Annotated in this window: 16 protein-coding genes; 9 read left to right on the top strand and 7 right to left on the bottom strand. The window is 69.2% G+C overall.

Going from position 1 to position 15,367, the window contains the following annotated elements:
• Positions 1-281 precede the first annotated feature (281 nt).
• Positions 282-2,819 carry an ABC transporter ATP-binding protein/permease gene (locus ABT004_RS15665; RefSeq protein WP_351336415.1) on the top strand — a complete coding sequence of 846 codons (2,538 nt, stop codon included), beginning with the start codon at positions 282-284 and terminating at the stop codon, positions 2,817-2,819.
• Between the two features lie 125 nt (positions 2,820-2,944).
• On the opposite strand, the gene ABT004_RS15660 is transcribed toward ABT004_RS15665, so the two are convergent.
• From ABT004_RS15660 to ABT004_RS15650, 3 genes are all read right to left on the bottom strand, one after another.
• Positions 2,945-3,688, bottom strand: a complete 744-nt coding sequence (locus ABT004_RS15660) for a transglycosylase SLT domain-containing protein (protein ID WP_351336413.1) — start codon at positions 3,686-3,688, stop codon at positions 2,945-2,947.
• A gap of 318 nt (positions 3,689-4,006) precedes the next feature.
• A complete protein-coding gene (locus tag ABT004_RS15655) occupies positions 4,007-5,089 on the bottom strand; it encodes an S-adenosylmethionine:tRNA ribosyltransferase-isomerase (protein ID WP_351336410.1) in 1,083 nt (360 codons plus the stop codon).
• Positions 5,089-5,784 (bottom strand): SDR family NAD(P)-dependent oxidoreductase, encoded by a 696-nt coding sequence (locus ABT004_RS15650; RefSeq protein WP_351336407.1) that lies wholly within the window; start codon positions 5,782-5,784, stop codon positions 5,089-5,091. The genes ABT004_RS15655 and ABT004_RS15650 overlap by 1 nt, the downstream gene beginning before the upstream one ends.
• Positions 5,785-5,969: 185 nt before the next feature.
• Here ABT004_RS15650 and ABT004_RS15645 point away from each other — a divergent pair, with 185 nt between their 5' ends.
• From ABT004_RS15645 to ABT004_RS15630, 4 genes are all read left to right on the top strand, one after another.
• Positions 5,970-7,115 carry a GAF domain-containing sensor histidine kinase gene (locus ABT004_RS15645; protein ID WP_351336404.1) on the top strand — a complete coding sequence of 382 codons (1,146 nt, stop codon included), beginning with the start codon at positions 5,970-5,972 and terminating at the stop codon, positions 7,113-7,115.
• Positions 7,108-7,749: a response regulator gene (locus tag ABT004_RS15640; protein WP_351336402.1), complete on the top strand. Its 642-nt coding sequence runs from the start codon at positions 7,108-7,110 to the stop codon at positions 7,747-7,749. Before ABT004_RS15645 ends, ABT004_RS15640 begins: the two co-directional genes overlap by 8 nt.
• A gap of 172 nt (positions 7,750-7,921) precedes the next feature.
• A complete protein-coding gene (locus ABT004_RS15635) occupies positions 7,922-8,167 on the top strand; it encodes a chaplin (protein WP_351336399.1) in 246 nt (81 codons plus the stop codon).
• A gap of 222 nt (positions 8,168-8,389) precedes the next feature.
• Positions 8,390-8,629: a chaplin gene (locus ABT004_RS15630; RefSeq protein ID WP_351336397.1), complete on the top strand. Its 240-nt coding sequence runs from the start codon at positions 8,390-8,392 to the stop codon at positions 8,627-8,629.
• Between the two features lie 78 nt (positions 8,630-8,707).
• On the opposite strand, the gene ABT004_RS15625 is transcribed toward ABT004_RS15630, so the two are convergent.
• Positions 8,708-9,490, bottom strand: coding sequence for an Rv1486c family protein (locus ABT004_RS15625; protein WP_351336394.1), 783 nt, complete (start codon positions 9,488-9,490; stop codon positions 8,708-8,710).
• Between the two features lie 165 nt (positions 9,491-9,655).
• Here ABT004_RS15625 and ABT004_RS15620 point away from each other — a divergent pair, with 165 nt between their 5' ends.
• The 3 genes from ABT004_RS15620 (at position 9,656) to ABT004_RS15610 (ending at position 12,049) form a co-directional block, all read left to right on the top strand.
• Positions 9,656-10,453: an ABC transporter ATP-binding protein gene (locus tag ABT004_RS15620; RefSeq protein WP_351336391.1), complete on the top strand. Its 798-nt coding sequence runs from the start codon at positions 9,656-9,658 to the stop codon at positions 10,451-10,453.
• Between the two features lie 68 nt (positions 10,454-10,521).
• A complete protein-coding gene (locus ABT004_RS15615) occupies positions 10,522-10,956 on the top strand; it encodes an NfeD family protein (protein ID WP_351336388.1) in 435 nt (144 codons plus the stop codon).
• A 136-nt stretch (positions 10,957-11,092) separates the two neighbouring features.
• Positions 11,093-12,049 carry an SPFH domain-containing protein gene (locus ABT004_RS15610; protein ID WP_326016807.1) on the top strand — a complete coding sequence of 319 codons (957 nt, stop codon included), beginning with the start codon at positions 11,093-11,095 and terminating at the stop codon, positions 12,047-12,049.
• 60 nt (positions 12,050-12,109) lie between these two features.
• On the opposite strand, the gene ABT004_RS15605 is transcribed toward ABT004_RS15610, so the two are convergent.
• The 3 genes from ABT004_RS15605 to ABT004_RS15595 all read right to left on the bottom strand — a co-directional run bounded on the left by ABT004_RS15605 (position 12,110) and on the right by ABT004_RS15595 (position 14,182).
• Positions 12,110-12,616 carry an HNH endonuclease gene (locus ABT004_RS15605; RefSeq protein WP_351336386.1) on the bottom strand — a complete coding sequence of 169 codons (507 nt, stop codon included), beginning with the start codon at positions 12,614-12,616 and terminating at the stop codon, positions 12,110-12,112.
• Between the two features lie 172 nt (positions 12,617-12,788).
• Positions 12,789-13,331 (bottom strand): YbhB/YbcL family Raf kinase inhibitor-like protein, encoded by a 543-nt coding sequence (locus ABT004_RS15600; protein ID WP_351336383.1) that lies wholly within the window; start codon positions 13,329-13,331, stop codon positions 12,789-12,791.
• A 68-nt stretch (positions 13,332-13,399) separates the two neighbouring features.
• Complete coding sequence (locus tag ABT004_RS15595; protein ID WP_351336381.1) at positions 13,400-14,182, bottom strand: sporulation protein; 783 nt, start codon at positions 14,180-14,182, stop codon at positions 13,400-13,402.
• 114 nt (positions 14,183-14,296) lie between these two features.
• On the opposite strand from ABT004_RS15595, the gene ABT004_RS15590 reads away from it, so the two are divergent.
• Complete coding sequence (locus tag ABT004_RS15590) at positions 14,297-14,938, top strand: DNA-3-methyladenine glycosylase (protein ID WP_351336378.1); 642 nt, start codon at positions 14,297-14,299, stop codon at positions 14,936-14,938.
• Positions 14,939-15,367 lie beyond the last annotated feature (429 nt).

Below are 15,367 nucleotides of genomic sequence, written 5' to 3'. Positions count from 1 at the left end.
GACCCCCCGATCCGGCCTGATCCAAACCACAGGCCCTACCCCTGAGATCCCAATTGCGCATGATCCGCCTGGAGTTGTGGGCTCGTACCACTCTCCGGGGCCGCATCCGTACCGTCAACGGGGTGGGTGCCAAGGGGTGTACAGGAGGTACGAAGGGGCTCGGCGCAAGGCCCGCCTTTCGGTCACGCGGTGCTTCCTGAAATAGTTCCTCACGATGTTCGACATCCCTAGACTCCCCATGTCGGGGGAAAAATTCGGGGGACAACTCAGTGGGGCATGGAGTGCCTGATCTCGTACTGGAATTGAATGGCAGGACCTGGACGCTCGACGCGTCCAGGCCGTACACCCTCGGACGTGATCCGCAGGGTGACATCGTGCTCGACGACGCCCGGGTGTCCTGGCGTCACGCCACGATCAGCTGGGGCGGCCGCAGTTGGGTCATCGAGGACCACGGCTCGACCAACGGCACCTTCGTGCAGGGGCAGCGGATCCACCAGATGGAGATCGGCCCCGGCTCGTCCGTGCACCTGGGCAACTCCACCGACGGCCCCTGCCTGAACGCGCAGGGCAGCGCCCGCGCCGCCGCCGTGGCCTCGCCGCACCAGGCCCAGCAGCAGGCCGCCGGCCTCGCGCAACAGCCGCCACCCCAGCACCAGCAGCAGCCGAGCTGGTCCCAACAGGCGTCGCAACAGGCGCCCCAACAGCGCGAGGCGCCGGGGCAGCAGTGGCCACAGCCACAGCCACAGGCGCGGAAGGTGCCGCAGCAGCAGGGCGCCGGCGGGGTCGCGGGGGCCCCGCCCGTGTACGGCGACCGCAGCCCCACCACGTTCCACCAGCTGGCACTCGGCCGCGTCATGCGCATCGGCCGCTCCCTGGAGAACGAGCTGGTCGTCTCCGACCTCCAGGTGTCGCGGCTGCACGCCGAGTTCCACGCGTCGCCCGATGGCCGCTTCGAGATCCACGACCTGGGCTCGCACAACGGCACGTACGTCAACGGCCAGCCGATCCCCAAGGGCGGCACGACCCTCCTCGGGCCGAACGACATCGTCGGCGTAGGACACTCGACGTTCCGCCTGGTCGGCGACCGCCTGGAGGAGTTCGTCGACACCGGTGACGTCTCCTTCTCGGCGCGCCACCTGACGGTCACCGTCGACGGCGGCAAGGACATCCTCAAGGACGTCTCCTTCGGCGTCCCGGAGAAGTCGCTCATCGCGGTCATCGGCCCCTCGGGCTCCGGAAAGTCCACCCTGCTCAAGGCGCTCACCGGTTACCGGCCCGCCAACAAGGGCGACGTCCTCTACGACAACCGGAACCTCTACAAGCAGTTCGCCGAGCTGCGCCAGCGCATCGGTCTGGTCCCGCAGGACGACATCCTGCACAAGGAACTGACCGTCAAGAAGGCGCTCAAGTACGCCGCCAAGCTGCGCTTCCCCGCGGACACCAGCGAGCAGGAGCGCCAGCAGCGCATCGACGAGGTGCTGCGCGAGCTCAAGCTGGACATCCACAAGGAGAAGAAGGTCACCTCCCTCTCCGGTGGCCAGCGCAAGCGCGTGTCGGTGGCCCTGGAGCTGCTCACCAAGCCGTCGCTGATCTTCCTGGACGAGCCGACCTCCGGCCTCGACCCGGGCATGGACCGCGACGTCATGCAGCTCCTGCGCGGGCTGTCCGACGACGGGCGCACGGTCCTCGTCGTCACCCACTCGGTGGCCGAGCTGGCGCTCTGCGACAAGCTGCTCGTGATGGCGCCGGGCGGCGCCGTCGCCTACTTCGGCCCGCCGGAGGAGGCTCTCAACTTCTTCGGCTACAAGACGTGGGCCGACGTGTTCTCGGCGTTCGAGAACTACCGCGACTACGACTGGGCGGGCCGCTGGAAGGGCTCGCAGCACTACCAGATGTACGCGGCCGACATCGACGCCGTCGCCGCGCAGTCGGACCCGGTGGCGCCGCCCGCCGCGATCAAGGCACCCAAGACGCAGCCCTGGGGCTCCCAGCTGATCACGCTGATCCGGCGCTACTGCTCGGTGATCGCCTCGGACAAGGGCTTCATGGGGCTGATGGTGATCCTGCCCGCGGTCCTCGGCATCGTCTCGGTGGTCATCCCGGCCGACTTCGGCCTGGGCCCGCCCAAGCCACCGGCCAAGTTCAACGGCGACGCCGGCACGATCATGCTGATCATCGCGGTCGGCATGTGCTTCTCCGCGGCGGCCAACTCGGTCCGTGAGCTGATCAAGGAGCGGGTCATCTACGAGCGAGAACGGGCCACCGGCCTGTCCCGCTCCGCGTACCTGATGTCCAAGGTCATCGTCCTCGGCTTCATCACGGCCATCCAGGGCGTCATCATCTGCGCGATCGGCTTCTCGACACGTGACCTTCCGAAGGAAGGTCTGGTGCTGCCGCCGGCCGCCGAGCTGTGCATCTCGATCATCGCGCTCGGCTTCACGTCGATGATGTTCGGGCTCGTCATCTCCTCGCTGGTGAAGACCTCCGAGAAGACGATGCCGCTGCTCGTCATGTTCGCGATCGTCCAGGTCGTGTTCACCGGCGTGCTCTTCCAGATCTACGGAACCGTGGGCCTGGAACAGTTCGCCTGGCTGATGCCGTCCCGCTGGGCGGTCGGCGCCGCCGGCGCCACCCTGGACCTCGGCCACCTGATGCCGCCGTGGGACCCGCAGAAGCCGAACGACCTGGATCCCCTGTGGGAGCACTCGGTCGGCCAGTGGGGCATGAACCTCACGGTTCTGATCGTGCTCGGCATCCTCTGCGGCGTCATGGTCGCGCGCCTGCTGCGCCGCCACGAGCCCGAGGTCATGCGCAAGTAGTCGACCCACCGCGGACACGCCTCCGGACGCGCCTGCGGACACACGAAGGGCGGCACCCTGTGGGTGCCGCCCTTCGTGCCATGGGGGTTCAGCGTGTGCCGGACCTGGAGGTCCCGACTACAGGATCAGTACGCGCTGTCCACGTTGTCGATCGAGCCGTACGTGTGGGCCGCGTAGTTGGCCGCGGCCACCAGGTTGGCGACCGGGTCGGTCAGGCTGTTCGCGGTGCCGTCGACGTGGTAGGTGTCGAAGGTCGGCTGGATGACCTGCAGCAGGCCCTTGGACGGCGTGCCGTTCACCGCGTTGATGTCCGTGTTGTTCTGCGCGTTCGGGTTGCCGCCGGACTCACGCATGATGTTGCGGTGCAGGCCCTCGTACGAACCCGGAATGCCCTTGTCCTTCATGATCGCGAGGGCGTTCTTGATCCAGCCGTCCAGGTTGTTGGCGTAGACGGGCTTGCGGGCGGCGGCACGCGCGGCGGCCTCCTTGGCCTCGCGCTCCTTCTTCGCCTGCTCCTCGGCCTTCGCCTTGGCCTCGGCCTGGGCCTTCTTCTCGGCCTCGGCCTTCTTCTTCGCCGCGGCCTCCTGGCGGGCCTTCGCCTTCGCCTCGGCCTGCTTGGCCTTCTCGCTGGCGGCGGCCTGCTGGTCGGTGACGCTGGCGTGGACGTCCTTGATCTGCTTCGCACCGGCGTCGGTGGTGAACGCGACCGGAGCGGCGGCGACCGTCTCGTCCTTCGCCGAGGCCTGAGTGTCGTGACCCGGCACCAGCGTCACCGCGAGGGCGGCGGCACCGAGAGCGGCGACACCGGCGAACGAGAACTTGTGGGTACGGGTCAGCTGACTATGGCCGGGAATGCTGTGCTTGGACATGAGACGGGGACCTCTCTAAGAACGGAAGTCGCTCGCAGGCCGGGGACCGGACGGTCGTGTTTAGGACACGAACGCCACGGGTAGAGGCCCGTGGCGCCGAACAACGTTGGCCATTCTTAGCGGCCGCAAAATGCCGAGGCAAAGGTGTGACCTACGAAGCCGGATAGTGAGCCGGGGAGGCGCAAAAAGGGACAAGAAGTCGATGTCCGACTTCCTGTCCCTGTGTAGCAACGGGCTTAACCCCCTTACTCATCCACTACGGACCTTCGTACGTGACGTGGGCCCTATGCGCGGCGTCACACGCGCCCCCTTCCGAATTCACCGGCAGTTGCCACTGCAACGCACAGCGTGAGGGCCCTCATCCGGGAGGATGAGGTGCACGTCGCCGAACTCGTGCCACAGGTAGCGCCCCCGTAGCGCCTCCTCATACGCACGGTCCACCGCGGCCCGCCCCGCCACCGCCTCCAGCATCAGAAGGTGGGAGGCCTCCGGCTCGTGCAGCCCCGTCAGTAGTCCGTCCACCACCCGCACGCCGCGCTCCGGCGTCACGACGAGATCCGTCCAGCCACGCGCCGCGCGCACGACCCCGTCGCCGTCGACGGCGGACTCGACGGCCCGCACGGCGGTTGTCCCCACGGCGATGACGTTCTGCCCGGCGGCCCTCGCGGCGTTGATCAGACGGGCCGACGCCTCGGGCACCTCGAAACGCTCCGCATAAGGAGGCTCGTGGGACTCGGTGGACGCCACCCCCGTATGCAGCGTGATCGGCGCGAACTGCACACCGCGGCTCACGAGCCGCGACACGATCGACTCCGTGAAGGGCCGCGCCGCACTCGGCATCTCCGCACTGCCCGCCCCGGCGGCGTACGGCAGCGCGAACACCGTCTGGTAGGCGGCCAGCGGCTGGTCCCGCTCCGTGTAGGAGTAGCGGATGGGCCGCCCGCGCCGGACGAGCAGCGCCGGCACGTCCCCGGTCGCCCGCACCCACCACAGCCGCTCGCTCCCGGCCGCCAGAGGCTCCTCATGGGTGAGGCGTACGCCGCCGGGGAGCGCGATCACGGTGCCCGCGGGCCCGCCGGTGCGCGGCCGCGTCGTGCCCCGCTCGTCCGGCTCCCGCAGCTCGACCGCCCAGCGCCCGTCGTCGCCGCGCGTCGAGAAATGCACGACCACGCGTGCGTGCCCCAGCGTTCCGTCCACGGCGGCCGCCAACGTAGGAGACGTGTTGACGACGAGCAGATCCCCTGCCTGCAGCACGGACGGCAACTCGGGGAACCGGTGATGGGTGGCCTCCGTGCCGCGCGACACCAGAAGACGTACGGACGATCTGTCCCGGCCGGGCCCCCGCTGCTCGGCCGGGACCCGCGCCGACAGCTCCTCGGGCACCCGCAGCGCCAGTGCCATCACGCCTCCAGGAGGGACGGGGCCGAGTACCGCCCGCTCGCGGGACGCCGGTCCAGAAGGCTCAGAAAGGCGGGGACCACGTCCTCGGGGCGCGGCACCTCGCTCAGATCCTCGTCCGGCTCCGCCGCCGCCAGCATGTCCGTCCGCATCCCGCCCGGATCGACCGCCCACACACGCAGGCCCGGCTCCTCCACCCCGAGCACGGCGGAGAGCTGATCGAGGGCGGCCTTCGTGGAGCCGTAGCCACCCCAGGTGCCGTACGCCTCCGTGGCCGCGTCGGAACTCATGTTGATCACCGTCCCGGCGGGCGACTCGCGCAGCAGCGGAAGCGCCTCCTGGAGCAGGCCCAGCGGAGCCACCACATTGACCTCCAGGGCCGCGCGGAACGCGCCGAGGTCGTGCATGCCCAGCGGTCGCAGTGGCGTCACTCCGAGCACGCTCGCGTTGTTCACGAGCAGGTCGAGCCCGCCCAACTCCCAGGCCGCCGCGATCAGTTCGACCCGGTGTGCGGGTTCGGACACATCGCCCGGCACGACCGTCACCGCCCCGCCGTGCTTGCGCAGCCGCTCCGCCACGTCCTCCAGCGGCCCCGCGGAGCGCGCGTCGAGCACCAGATCCCAGCCCCGCTCGGCCAGAGCCGTGGCGAGCGCCCTCCCGAACCCCCGCGAAGCCCCCGTGATGATCGCTACCGTCATGACAACCGTCCCCTTGAGTACGTCATCCGTTCTGCGTCGTGCCTTCAACGTAGGAACGCGGCCGCCCTCGGCGCCTCGTGCGCGAGCAGCAACAACGCAGGGCCCTTCGCCCTACGCCGACCGACCTAGGCGGCGGCCTCCTTCGGCCCGATCCGGCTGTCACACCCCGCCGGTACGGTGAGGTCATGAGTCAGGGTCCACGCACGGGGTTGGCGGCGGTGAGCGCCGCGCTCCTCGCCATGAGCAGGCACCTCGAGGTGCGCGACGTCCTCAAGACGATCGTCGCCTCGGCCCGCGAGCTGCTCGACGCCGAGTACGCGGCGCTCGGCGTGCCCGACGACCACGGGGGCTTCGCCCAGTTCGTCGTCGACGGCGTCAGCGACGCGCAGTGGAAGGCCATCGGCCCGCTGCCGCGCCAGCACGGCATCCTCGCCGCGATGCTGCACGACGCCAAGACCGAGCGCCTCGCCGATGTCCGCAAGGACCCCCGGTTCGAGGGCTGGCCCTCCGCCCACCCGGACATGTCCGACTTCCTGGGCCTGCCCATCAAGGACGGCGAGGAGACGATCGGCGCCCTCTTCCTCGCCAACAAGAACTGCCCCAAGCCCGAAGGCGGTTGCGGCTTCACGCAGGACGACGAGGAACTGCTCGGGATCCTCGCCCAGCACGCGGCCATCGCGCTCACGAACGCCCGCCTGTACGAGCGCAGCCGCGAGCTCACCATCGCCGAGGAGCGCTCCCGCCTCGCCCACGAACTGCACGACGCGGTGAGCCAGAAACTCTTCTCGCTGCGCCTCACCGCACAGGCCGCCGCGACGCTGATGGACCGTGACCCGGCGCGCGCCAAGGGGGAGTTGGCGCACGTGGCGGAGCTCGCCGCGGAGGCGGCCGACGAACTGCGCGCGGCCGTGGTCGAGTTGCGCCCCGCAGCCCTCGACGACGACGGCCTGGTGGCCACGCTCCGTACGCAGATCCAGGTACTCGACCGCGCCCACTCGGCGCACGTCACGTTCACCACCAGCGGCACAAAGGCGCTGCCCGCGTCCCAGGAGGAGGCGATGTTGCGCGTCGCCCAGGAGGCGCTGCACAACGCGCTGCGCCACTCCGGGGCGGAGCAGGTGCGGGTCACGCTCGACAAGCACGGCCAGGGCGCCGTGCTGCGCGTCACCGACGACGGAGTGGGCTTCGACCCGAAGGCGATCCGCAGCGCGGGCCGCCACCTGGGCCTCGTCTCCATGCGGGACCGGTCCGGCGGTGTCGGCGGCAGCCTCACAGTGGAATCGGAGCCCGGCAAGGGCACCACGATCGAGATGGAGGTCCCCGGTGGCTGACCCGATCAAGGTACTGCTGGTCGACGATCACCAGGTCGTCCGCCGGGGCCTGCGCACCTTCCTGGAGGTGCAGGGCGACATCGAGGTCGTCGGCGAGGCGGCGGACGGCGCCGAGGGGGTCGCCCGCGCCGAGGAGCTGAAGCCCGACGTCGTCCTGATGGACGTCAAGATGCCGGTCATGGACGGGGTCGACGCGCTGCGCCGGCTCCGCGAACTCGACAACCCCGCCAAGGTGTTGATCGTCACCAGCTTCACCGAGCAGCGCACCGTCGTGCCCGCCCTGCGCGCGGGGGCCGCCGGTTACGTCTACAAGGACGTGGACCCGGACGCGCTGGCCGGCGCCATCCGTTCCGTCCACGCGGGCCACATCCTGCTCCAGCCGGAGGTGGCGGGCGCACTGCTCGCCCAGGACGAGGGCAACAACGGGCAGGGGAGAGGCGGTTCCCTCACGGAGCGCGAGCGCGAGGTGCTCGGCCTGATCGCCGACGGCCGCTCGAACCGGGAGATCGCCCGCGCCCTCGTCCTCTCCGAGAAGACGGTGAAGACCCATGTCTCGAACATCCTGATGAAGCTCGACCTGTCGGACCGGACCCAGGCCGCTCTGTGGGCCGTGCGGCACGGCATCGCGGGCTGAGGGGCACGCGCGGGCGCACCCGCGGGGCGGCAAAACGGAGCGTCGCACTCCGTTCTGGAATTCATACCGTCGTGTAGATGTCCCTCGGATGGCGTATCCCTTCGGGCGGTGCCGCGTTCTTCAATGCGTGCTGCGGCGGTCGTGTCGCGGCGACCGCTAGGAGGACCCAGAAGTGAAGAACCTGAAGAAGGCCGCGGCCGTCACCCTCGTGGCCGGTGGCCTTGTTGCCGCCGGCGCCGGACTCGCCTCCGCCACCGACGGCGCGCAGGCCCACGGCCACGCCGTGAAGTCCCCGGGCGTCGGCTCGGGCAACCTGGTGCAGGCCCCGGTCCACGTTCCGGTGAACGCCGTGGGCAACACCGCCACGGTGATCGGCGCCCTCAACCCGGCGTTCGCGAACGACGGCTTCAACGGCTGACGCGTGCTCAGTGTTCGCCGGCCCCCGGGGTGCTCCCCGTGGGGCCGGTCCGCTTTCCCGGGTAACTCCCTTGTTCGATAGCGCGACTGGTCGAATCGTCGGCCTATTGATCCAATCGAGCGGAACCGGGGTTCCTCCCGTGTCTGACGCGCGCCCCGCGCGTTTCTCAGCGTGCGACCCCGCGGCTGGGGTCGAACCGCAATATCTGGAGGAACGCTTCTCATGAACATCGCCAAGAAGGCCGCCCTGGCCGTCGCCGTCGCCGGTCTCGCCGCGGGTGCCTCCGCCGGCGCCGCCTTCGCCGACTCGGAAGCCGACGGCGTGGCCGCGAACTCCCCGGGCGTCGCCTCGGGCAACAACGTGGGCGTCCCGGTCCACGTCCCGGTGAACGTCGACGGCAACTCCATCAACGTCATCGGTCTGCTGAACCCGGCGTTCGGCAACACCGCGGCGAACAACTGAGTTTCGTCGCCCCTGAGGCACAGGAAGGCCCCCACGGACCCGGTCCGTGGGGGCCTTCCCTCTTTTCCGGCCCTGCCCTCAGCCCCGCTCCCGCTCCTCCACGAACGCGTTGTACGCGGCCACCTGCGCGCGCCGGGCCGTCCGCTCCACCGGGCGCAGTGCGAGCGCCCGTGCCCCCATCTCCGACGCGCTCACCGCGCCGCCGTGCCCGCTCTCGTACGCCACGGAGATCAGCAGCCCCACCCGCTGCGCCAGCTCCAGCACCCGCACGGCCCGCCCCGGATACCCCGGCGCCAGCGCCTCGCGCCCCCGCTCGGCCCGCGCCCGGTACGCGTCCACGGCCGCCTCGGACACCGGCCCGGACCCGGCCACGTCGAGCCGCGTCAGCACCTCGGTCGCGTCCCGCAGCGCCTCCGCCAGCTCCCGCTCCGCCTCGCCGAGCGAGGGCACATCCGCCGGCGGCGCCTCCCGCACCGGCAGACAGTGCCACGTCACCTGGACATGTACGTCGCCCTCGGGACCGACCTCGTACACCTCCGGGACGAGCCCGAGCGCGGAGCCGTGACAGACCACGGCCTCCTCGGCCTCCAGGGCCCGCGCGTTGAACTCCGGCGGCCCGCTGAGACCCAGCGGATGGCCCGGCGCGGGCAGTGCCACGCGCAGGCCGCCGACGCCGAGCGTCCGCAGGCGGCCGAGCGCCAGCGTCAGGCCGACGGGCCCGTCCTCGCCCGGAAGGCCCGCCACGCGGTGCGATGTGTCCTCGCCGACAATCGCGAGGGCCGCGTCATCGGGCGCGACAAATCCACCAAGAAGGGCATTTCCCCAGGCCGCGAGCCGTCCGGAGCGTGGTTCAGTGAGCATGCGCTCCACCTTAGAAGCCCGCAAAGCCGCCAAAAGCCCGACCGATGGAATGGACCCCGGGGGCGGTGGCGTAGGTTTTCCCTGGGGGCCGTGCCGAGCAGGAACTATGCGAAGGCATGACGGACGCGGCGAACAGACGAGACTGCAATGGGAGACAACGCGCTCATGAGCGATGTACTGGAGCTGGAGGACGTATCCGTGGTCCGCGAGGGCCGGGCTCTGGTGGACCAGGTCTCCTGGTCGGTGAAGGAGGGGGAGCGCTGGGTCATCCTCGGACCCAACGGCGCGGGCAAGACCACCCTCCTGAACCTCGCCTCGAGCTACCTCTTCCCGAGCGGCGGCACCGCCACCATCCTCGGCGAGACCCTCGGCAAGCCCGGTACGGACGTCTTCGAACTGCGCCCGCGCATCGGCGTCGCCGGTATCGCGCTCGCCGACAAGCTGCCCAAGCGGCAGACCGTCCTGCAGACCGTGCTCACCGCCGCGTACGGCATGACGGCCGGCTGGCAGGAGGAGTACGAGGACGTGGACGAGCGGCGCGCCCGCGCGTTCCTCGACCGCCTCGGCATGAGCGAGTACCTGGACCGCAGGTTCGGGACGCTCTCCGAAGGAGAGCGCAAGCGCACGCTGATCGCCCGCGCCCTGATGACCGACCCCGAGCTGCTCCTCCTCGACGAGCCCGCGGCAGGCCTCGACCTCGGCGGCCGCGAGGACCTGGTGCGCCGCCTCGGCCGCCTCGCCCGCGATCCGATCGCCCCCTCGATGATCATGGTGACGCACCACGTCGAGGAGATCGCCCCCGGATTCACGCACGTCCTGATGATCCGCCAGGGCCAGGTCCTCGCCGCGGGCCCGATCGAGCTCGAGCTCACCTCCCGCAACCTCTCCAAGTGCTTCGGCCTGCCGCTGGTCGTCGAGGAGAGCAACGGCCGCTGGACCGCGACCGGTCTGCCCCTGAGCTGACCCTTCGCGCCCCCGCGCGGACCGGATGACCCCTGTCCGCGCGGCAGTTGCGGATCTACCATGGCCCTGTGGCAGACATCGACGCATGGGTGTGGTGGCTGATCGGGGCGGCCGCACTCGGAATCTTCCTCGTCATCACCGCCATGCCCGAACTGGGCATGCTGGCCGTCGGCGCCGTCGCGGGCGCCGTCACGGCGGGCATGGGCGGCGGTGTCGTCCTCCAAGTGATCGTCTTCGCGGTCGTCTCGTGCGCGCTCATCGCGGTCGTACGACCCGTGGCCGCCCGGCACCGCGCCCAGAAACCCCAATTGGCGACGGGCGTCGAGGCGTTGAAGGGCAAGCAGGCCATAGTCGTCGAGCGCGTCGACGGACAGGAGGGCGGCCGGATCAAGCTGGGCGGCGAGATCTGGTCGGCCCGCACCCTCGACGCGGAGGCGACCTTCGAGCCGGGCCGCCAGGTCGACGTGGTCGAGATCGAGGGGGCCACGGCGATCGTCATCTGATCCGATATGTGGCCCGAACCAGCCCCGCCACGTGGGCAGTTCTGACACACTCGACTGCGCAAGACCTCATGATCTTCCGGCGCGAGGGCGCCGGGACCACGACGGTACGAACGGTACGAGGGGCACGGGAGACTCGATGTCAGCGATCATCATCGTCCTGATCATTCTGGTGGTGTTGGTCTTCATCGCGCTGATCAAGACCATCCAGGTCATCCCGCAGGCCAGCGCCGCCATCGTCGAGCGCTTCGGCCGCTACACACGCACGTTGAACGCGGGCCTGAACATCGTCGTCCCGTTCATCGACTCGATCCGCAACCGCATCGACCTCCGCGAGCAGGTCGTGCCGTTCCCGCCGCAACCGGTGATCACCCAGGACAACCTGGTCGTCAACATCGACACGGTCATCTACTACCAGGTGACCGACGCCCGCGCCGCGACGTACGAAGTGGCCAGTTACATCCAGGCCATCGAGCAGCTCACCGTCACCACCCTGCGAAACATCATCGGTGGCATGGACCTGGAGCGGACCCTGACCTCCCGCGAGGAGATCAACGCGGCGCTGCGCGGTGTCCTCGACGAGGCCACCGGCAAGTGGGGCATCCGCGTCAACCGCGTCGAGCTCAAGGCGATCGAGCCGCCCACCTCCATCCAGGACTCGATGGAGAAGCAGATGCGCGCCGACCGTGACAAGCGCGCCGCGATCCTCACCGCCGAAGGCATCCGCCAGTCGCAGATCCTCACCGCCGAAGGTGAGAAGCAGTCCGCGATCCTCAGGGCCGAGGGCGAGGCGAAGGCCGCGGCCCTGCGCGCGGAGGGCGAGGCCCAGGCCATCCGTACGGTCTTCGAGTCCATCCACGCCGGAGACCCGGACCAGAAGCTGCTCTCGTACCAGTACCTGCAGATGCTCCCGAAGATCGCAGAGGGCGACGCCAACAAGCTCTGGATCGTCCCCAGCGAGATCGGCGACGCACTCAAGGGCCTCTCCGGCGCCTTCGGCAACTTCGGCGGCATGGGGGGCGGCAGCGACGCGAAGACCCCGCCGGTGATGCCGACACCGCCCCAGCCCCGCCGCGAACAGCCGCCGATCGACTAGCGCTTCGCACACAACGAGGGCCCGCCGACCATGCGGTCGGCGGGCCCTCGTCTCATGTCCCTACGCGGCGGTCCGCGCCAGCCAGTCCGGCAGCCCGGCCCGCCCGCCGGCCCCCAGCGACAGCAGCATCGCATCGGCGGGCGTCGGCTCGAACGGCTGCCACAGCAGCGGCATCCCCGCCTGCTCGGGCGTCCGGTTCGCCTTGCGGTGGTTGTCGTCGGCGCAGGACGCCACCGTGTTCAACCACGAATCAGCACCGCCGTGCGACCGCGGCACCACGTGGTCGACCGTCGTCGCCCTCTTGCCGCAGTACGCGCACCGGTGCTGATCCCGTACGAGCACGCCCCGCCTGGACCACGGCGCGCGTCTTCGGAACGGCACCCGGACATACCTGCACAGCCTGATCACCCGGGGCACCGGAATATCGATCGCGGCACCACGCATGCGCAGCTCGGGGTGGACCTGCTCGACGACGGCCTTGTCCTGCAGCACCAACACGACGGCTCGATTGAGCGTCACCGTGGAGAGCGGCTCGAAGCTCGCGTTCAGCACCAGTGTGTCCCGCACCCTGCCCACCTCCCGTACGCAGCGGATCGCCCCTCGGCGTCCGTGCGTCAACTCTGGCCGTGCACGCCGAGATGGACAACGCAATAAGTGCGGCCCTAAACAGAAAGTGCCCGCCCCTGATCAATTCCATGACCAGAGGCGGGCAAACGTTCAGTGAACGCCCGGCTGAGACTCAGCCCTCGGCGGGCGCCCCGTACTCGGCGATGACCTGGGCCCGGCCAATCGTGTGAAACCGCAGATTGAACCCGACGAAAGCGGGAGAAGCGTCCGAATCCGGGCCGAGCTTCTCCTGATCGACCGCGTACACGGTGAACACATAACGGTGGGCGGGGTCCCCGGGCGGCGGCGCGGCGCCCCCGAACTCCTTCGTCCCGTAGTCGTTGCGCACCTGTACGGCGCCCTCGGGAAGCCCCTCGAACTTGCCGCTGCCGGCGCCCACCGGCAGCTCGGTCACCGAGGCCGGGATGTCGAACACGCTCCAGTGCCAGAACCCGCTGCCGGTCGGCGCGTCCGGGTCGAAGCACGACACGGCGAAGCTCTTGGTCTCCGCCGGGAAACCCTCCCAGCGCAAGTGCGGCGACGTGTTCCCGGCCGCGTACACCTGCGCGTCGTCCAGCGTCCCGCCCGGCTCGAAGTCCTGGCTCACGACGGTGAACGACGGCACCTGCGGATGAAAGTCATGAGGAAGCGATGCCCTCTGGGGCTGCTCGGTCACAACGACACCTCCTGAATCTCTACGGAAACACCGGTCCCACAGAGCCTGTCGGCCCTGCTCCTGAAACCCTAGAACCAGTTCCTCTTGCTGCCGACCTCGGACAGCCACTGGTGCACATACGCCGACCAGTCCGTCCCCTGGAAGTCGTGGTGCCCAACGACGAACGACCGGAACGTATCGCTGCCCTCACTGAACAGCCCCGGCTTCTTGTCCATCTCCAGTACGACGTCCATCTCCCGGTCGTCGGCCACGAAGCTCAACTCCACCTGGTTGAGCCCCCGGTACTGCTGCGGCGGGTGGAACTCGATCTCCTGGTAGAACGGCAGCTTCTGCCGCGTGTTCCGGATGTGCCCACGCTCCATGTCCGCGCTCTTGAACCGGAAGCCGATGCGGATGAAGGCATCGAGAAGCGCCTGCTGGGACGGCAGCGGGTGCACATTGATCGGGTCGAGGTCACTCGAGTCGATGGCCCGGGCGATCTCCAGCTCGGTCGTCACGCCGATGTTCATGCCACGCAGCTGCTGCCCGTCGATCATCGTGACGGGCGTCTCCCACGGAATCTCGAGCCCAAACGGAACGGCGTGCACGGCCTGCGCCTTCAGCTCGAACGCACCCCCGAGCCGCACCCTGGTGAACTCGATGTCCTGCTTCGTCTCCTGGTCGTTGCCCTCGACCTCGACGCGCGCCTGCAGACCGACGGACAGCCCCTCGATCTCCTGGTCGACGGACCCGCCCTGGATCCGCACCTCTCCCTGAACGACACCACCGGGCACGACATTGACCTCGGTGAGCATCGTCTCCACGGATGCCCCGCCCGCGCCCAGACTCGCCAACAGCCGCTTGAACCCCATGCCTCGATCTCCTCCGTGTGCGAACCACTGCTGATACTGCTGACTACAAACGCGGGACACCCGCGCCCGGTTCCGCGAGCGCCTGTCCCACCCGCCCCACTACCCTCGGAGAGCATGATCGCGGCCCCTGACCGTACGCCCCTCGAACGTGCCTTCTTCGATCGACCTGTACTGGACGTCGCCCCCGACCTTTTGGGGCGCACGCTGGTCCGGCACACCCCCGACGGGCCGATCGAGCTCCGCCTCACCGAGGTCGAGGCATACGACGGCGCGAACGACCCCGGGTCTCACGCCTACAGAGGCCGGACCGCCCGCAACGACGTGATGTTCGGGCGCCCCGGACACGTGTACGTCTACTTCACCTACGGCATGTGGCACTGCATGAACCTGGTCTGCGGCGAGGAGGGCAGGGCGAGCGCCGTACTGCTCCGCGCCGGCGAGATCACCGCAGGCGCCGAACTGGCCCGCAAACGTCGACTATCGGCCCGGCATGACAAGGAACTGGCCAAAGGCCCGGCCCGCATGGCTACGGCCCTCGGCGTGGACCGTTCCCTGGACGGCACCGACGCATGCGCCCGCGGGGACTCCCCGTTGCGGGTCCTGCACGGCACCCCCGTACCCACTGACCAGGTACGCAACGGCCCACGTACGGGCGTGTCCGGCGAGGGCGGCGTTCACCCCTGGCGCTTCTGGGTCGCCAACGACCCGACGGTGAGCCCTTATCGGGCCCATACGCCGCGCCGCCGCTCAACTTGACGCGCCCTTGCGGGATCCGTAATGTGGCCCGAGCCGCTGAACCCGGGTCTGGCTCTCAGCCAACCACCGGAAGCGGCCAAACCACTCATTAGGACTTCCCTCCGCGGAGTCTTTTCGGTGTGCCTGCATGCCGAAATTCGAACCCGCGAAACTCGATTATGAGTTGCCGGAAGGTTCGGCTAATGTAGTGGACACGCCGAAAGGCAAAGGCCCTCCAGCGGCCACCGGAATTGAAATCCGAACCGGAAACGGGACGGAATACGGATCTGGTAGAGTTGGAAACGCAAGAACAGAAAGACCGAAGGGAAGCGCCCGGAGGAAAGCCCGCGAGGGTGAGTACAAAGGAAGCGTCCGTTCCTTGAGAACTCAACAGCGTGCCAAAAATCAACGCCAAAATTTGTTGATACCCCGTCTCCAGCTATTTGCTGG

This window comes from Streptomyces sp. NPDC002790 (genome assembly GCF_040295505.1).
In the GTDB taxonomy this organism is placed as follows: domain Bacteria; phylum Actinomycetota; class Actinomycetes; order Streptomycetales; family Streptomycetaceae; genus Streptomyces.
The sequence above is the reverse complement of the archived record's forward strand: the minus strand, read 5'-3'. Positions and strand labels throughout refer to the sequence as shown.

What these genes read in the sequence shown, in the direction of transcription:
- ABT004_RS15610 (WP_326016807.1), top strand. Translation starts at nt 11,093, where the DNA reads ATGTCAGCGATCATCATCGTCCTGATCATTCTGGTGGTGTTGGTCTTC.
- ABT004_RS15590 (WP_351336378.1), top strand. Translation starts at nt 14,297, where the DNA reads ATGATCGCGGCCCCTGACCGTACGCCCCTCGAACGTGCCTTCTTCGAT.
- ABT004_RS15645 (WP_351336404.1), top strand. Translation starts at nt 5,970, where the DNA reads ATGAGTCAGGGTCCACGCACGGGGTTGGCGGCGGTGAGCGCCGCGCTC.
- ABT004_RS15660 (WP_351336413.1), bottom strand. Translation starts at nt 3,688, where the DNA reads ATGTCCAAGCACAGCATTCCCGGCCATAGTCAGCTGACCCGTACCCAC.
- ABT004_RS15655 (WP_351336410.1), bottom strand. Translation starts at nt 5,089, where the DNA reads ATGGCACTGGCGCTGCGGGTGCCCGAGGAGCTGTCGGCGCGGGTCCCG.
- ABT004_RS15625 (WP_351336394.1), bottom strand. Translation starts at nt 9,490, where the DNA reads ATGCTCACTGAACCACGCTCCGGACGGCTCGCGGCCTGGGGAAATGCC.
- ABT004_RS15595 (WP_351336381.1), bottom strand. Translation starts at nt 14,182, where the DNA reads ATGGGGTTCAAGCGGCTGTTGGCGAGTCTGGGCGCGGGCGGGGCATCC.
- ABT004_RS15650 (WP_351336407.1), bottom strand. Translation starts at nt 5,784, where the DNA reads ATGACGGTAGCGATCATCACGGGGGCTTCGCGGGGGTTCGGGAGGGCG.
- ABT004_RS15620 (WP_351336391.1), top strand. Translation starts at nt 9,656, where the DNA reads ATGAGCGATGTACTGGAGCTGGAGGACGTATCCGTGGTCCGCGAGGGC.
- ABT004_RS15630 (WP_351336397.1), top strand. Translation starts at nt 8,390, where the DNA reads ATGAACATCGCCAAGAAGGCCGCCCTGGCCGTCGCCGTCGCCGGTCTC.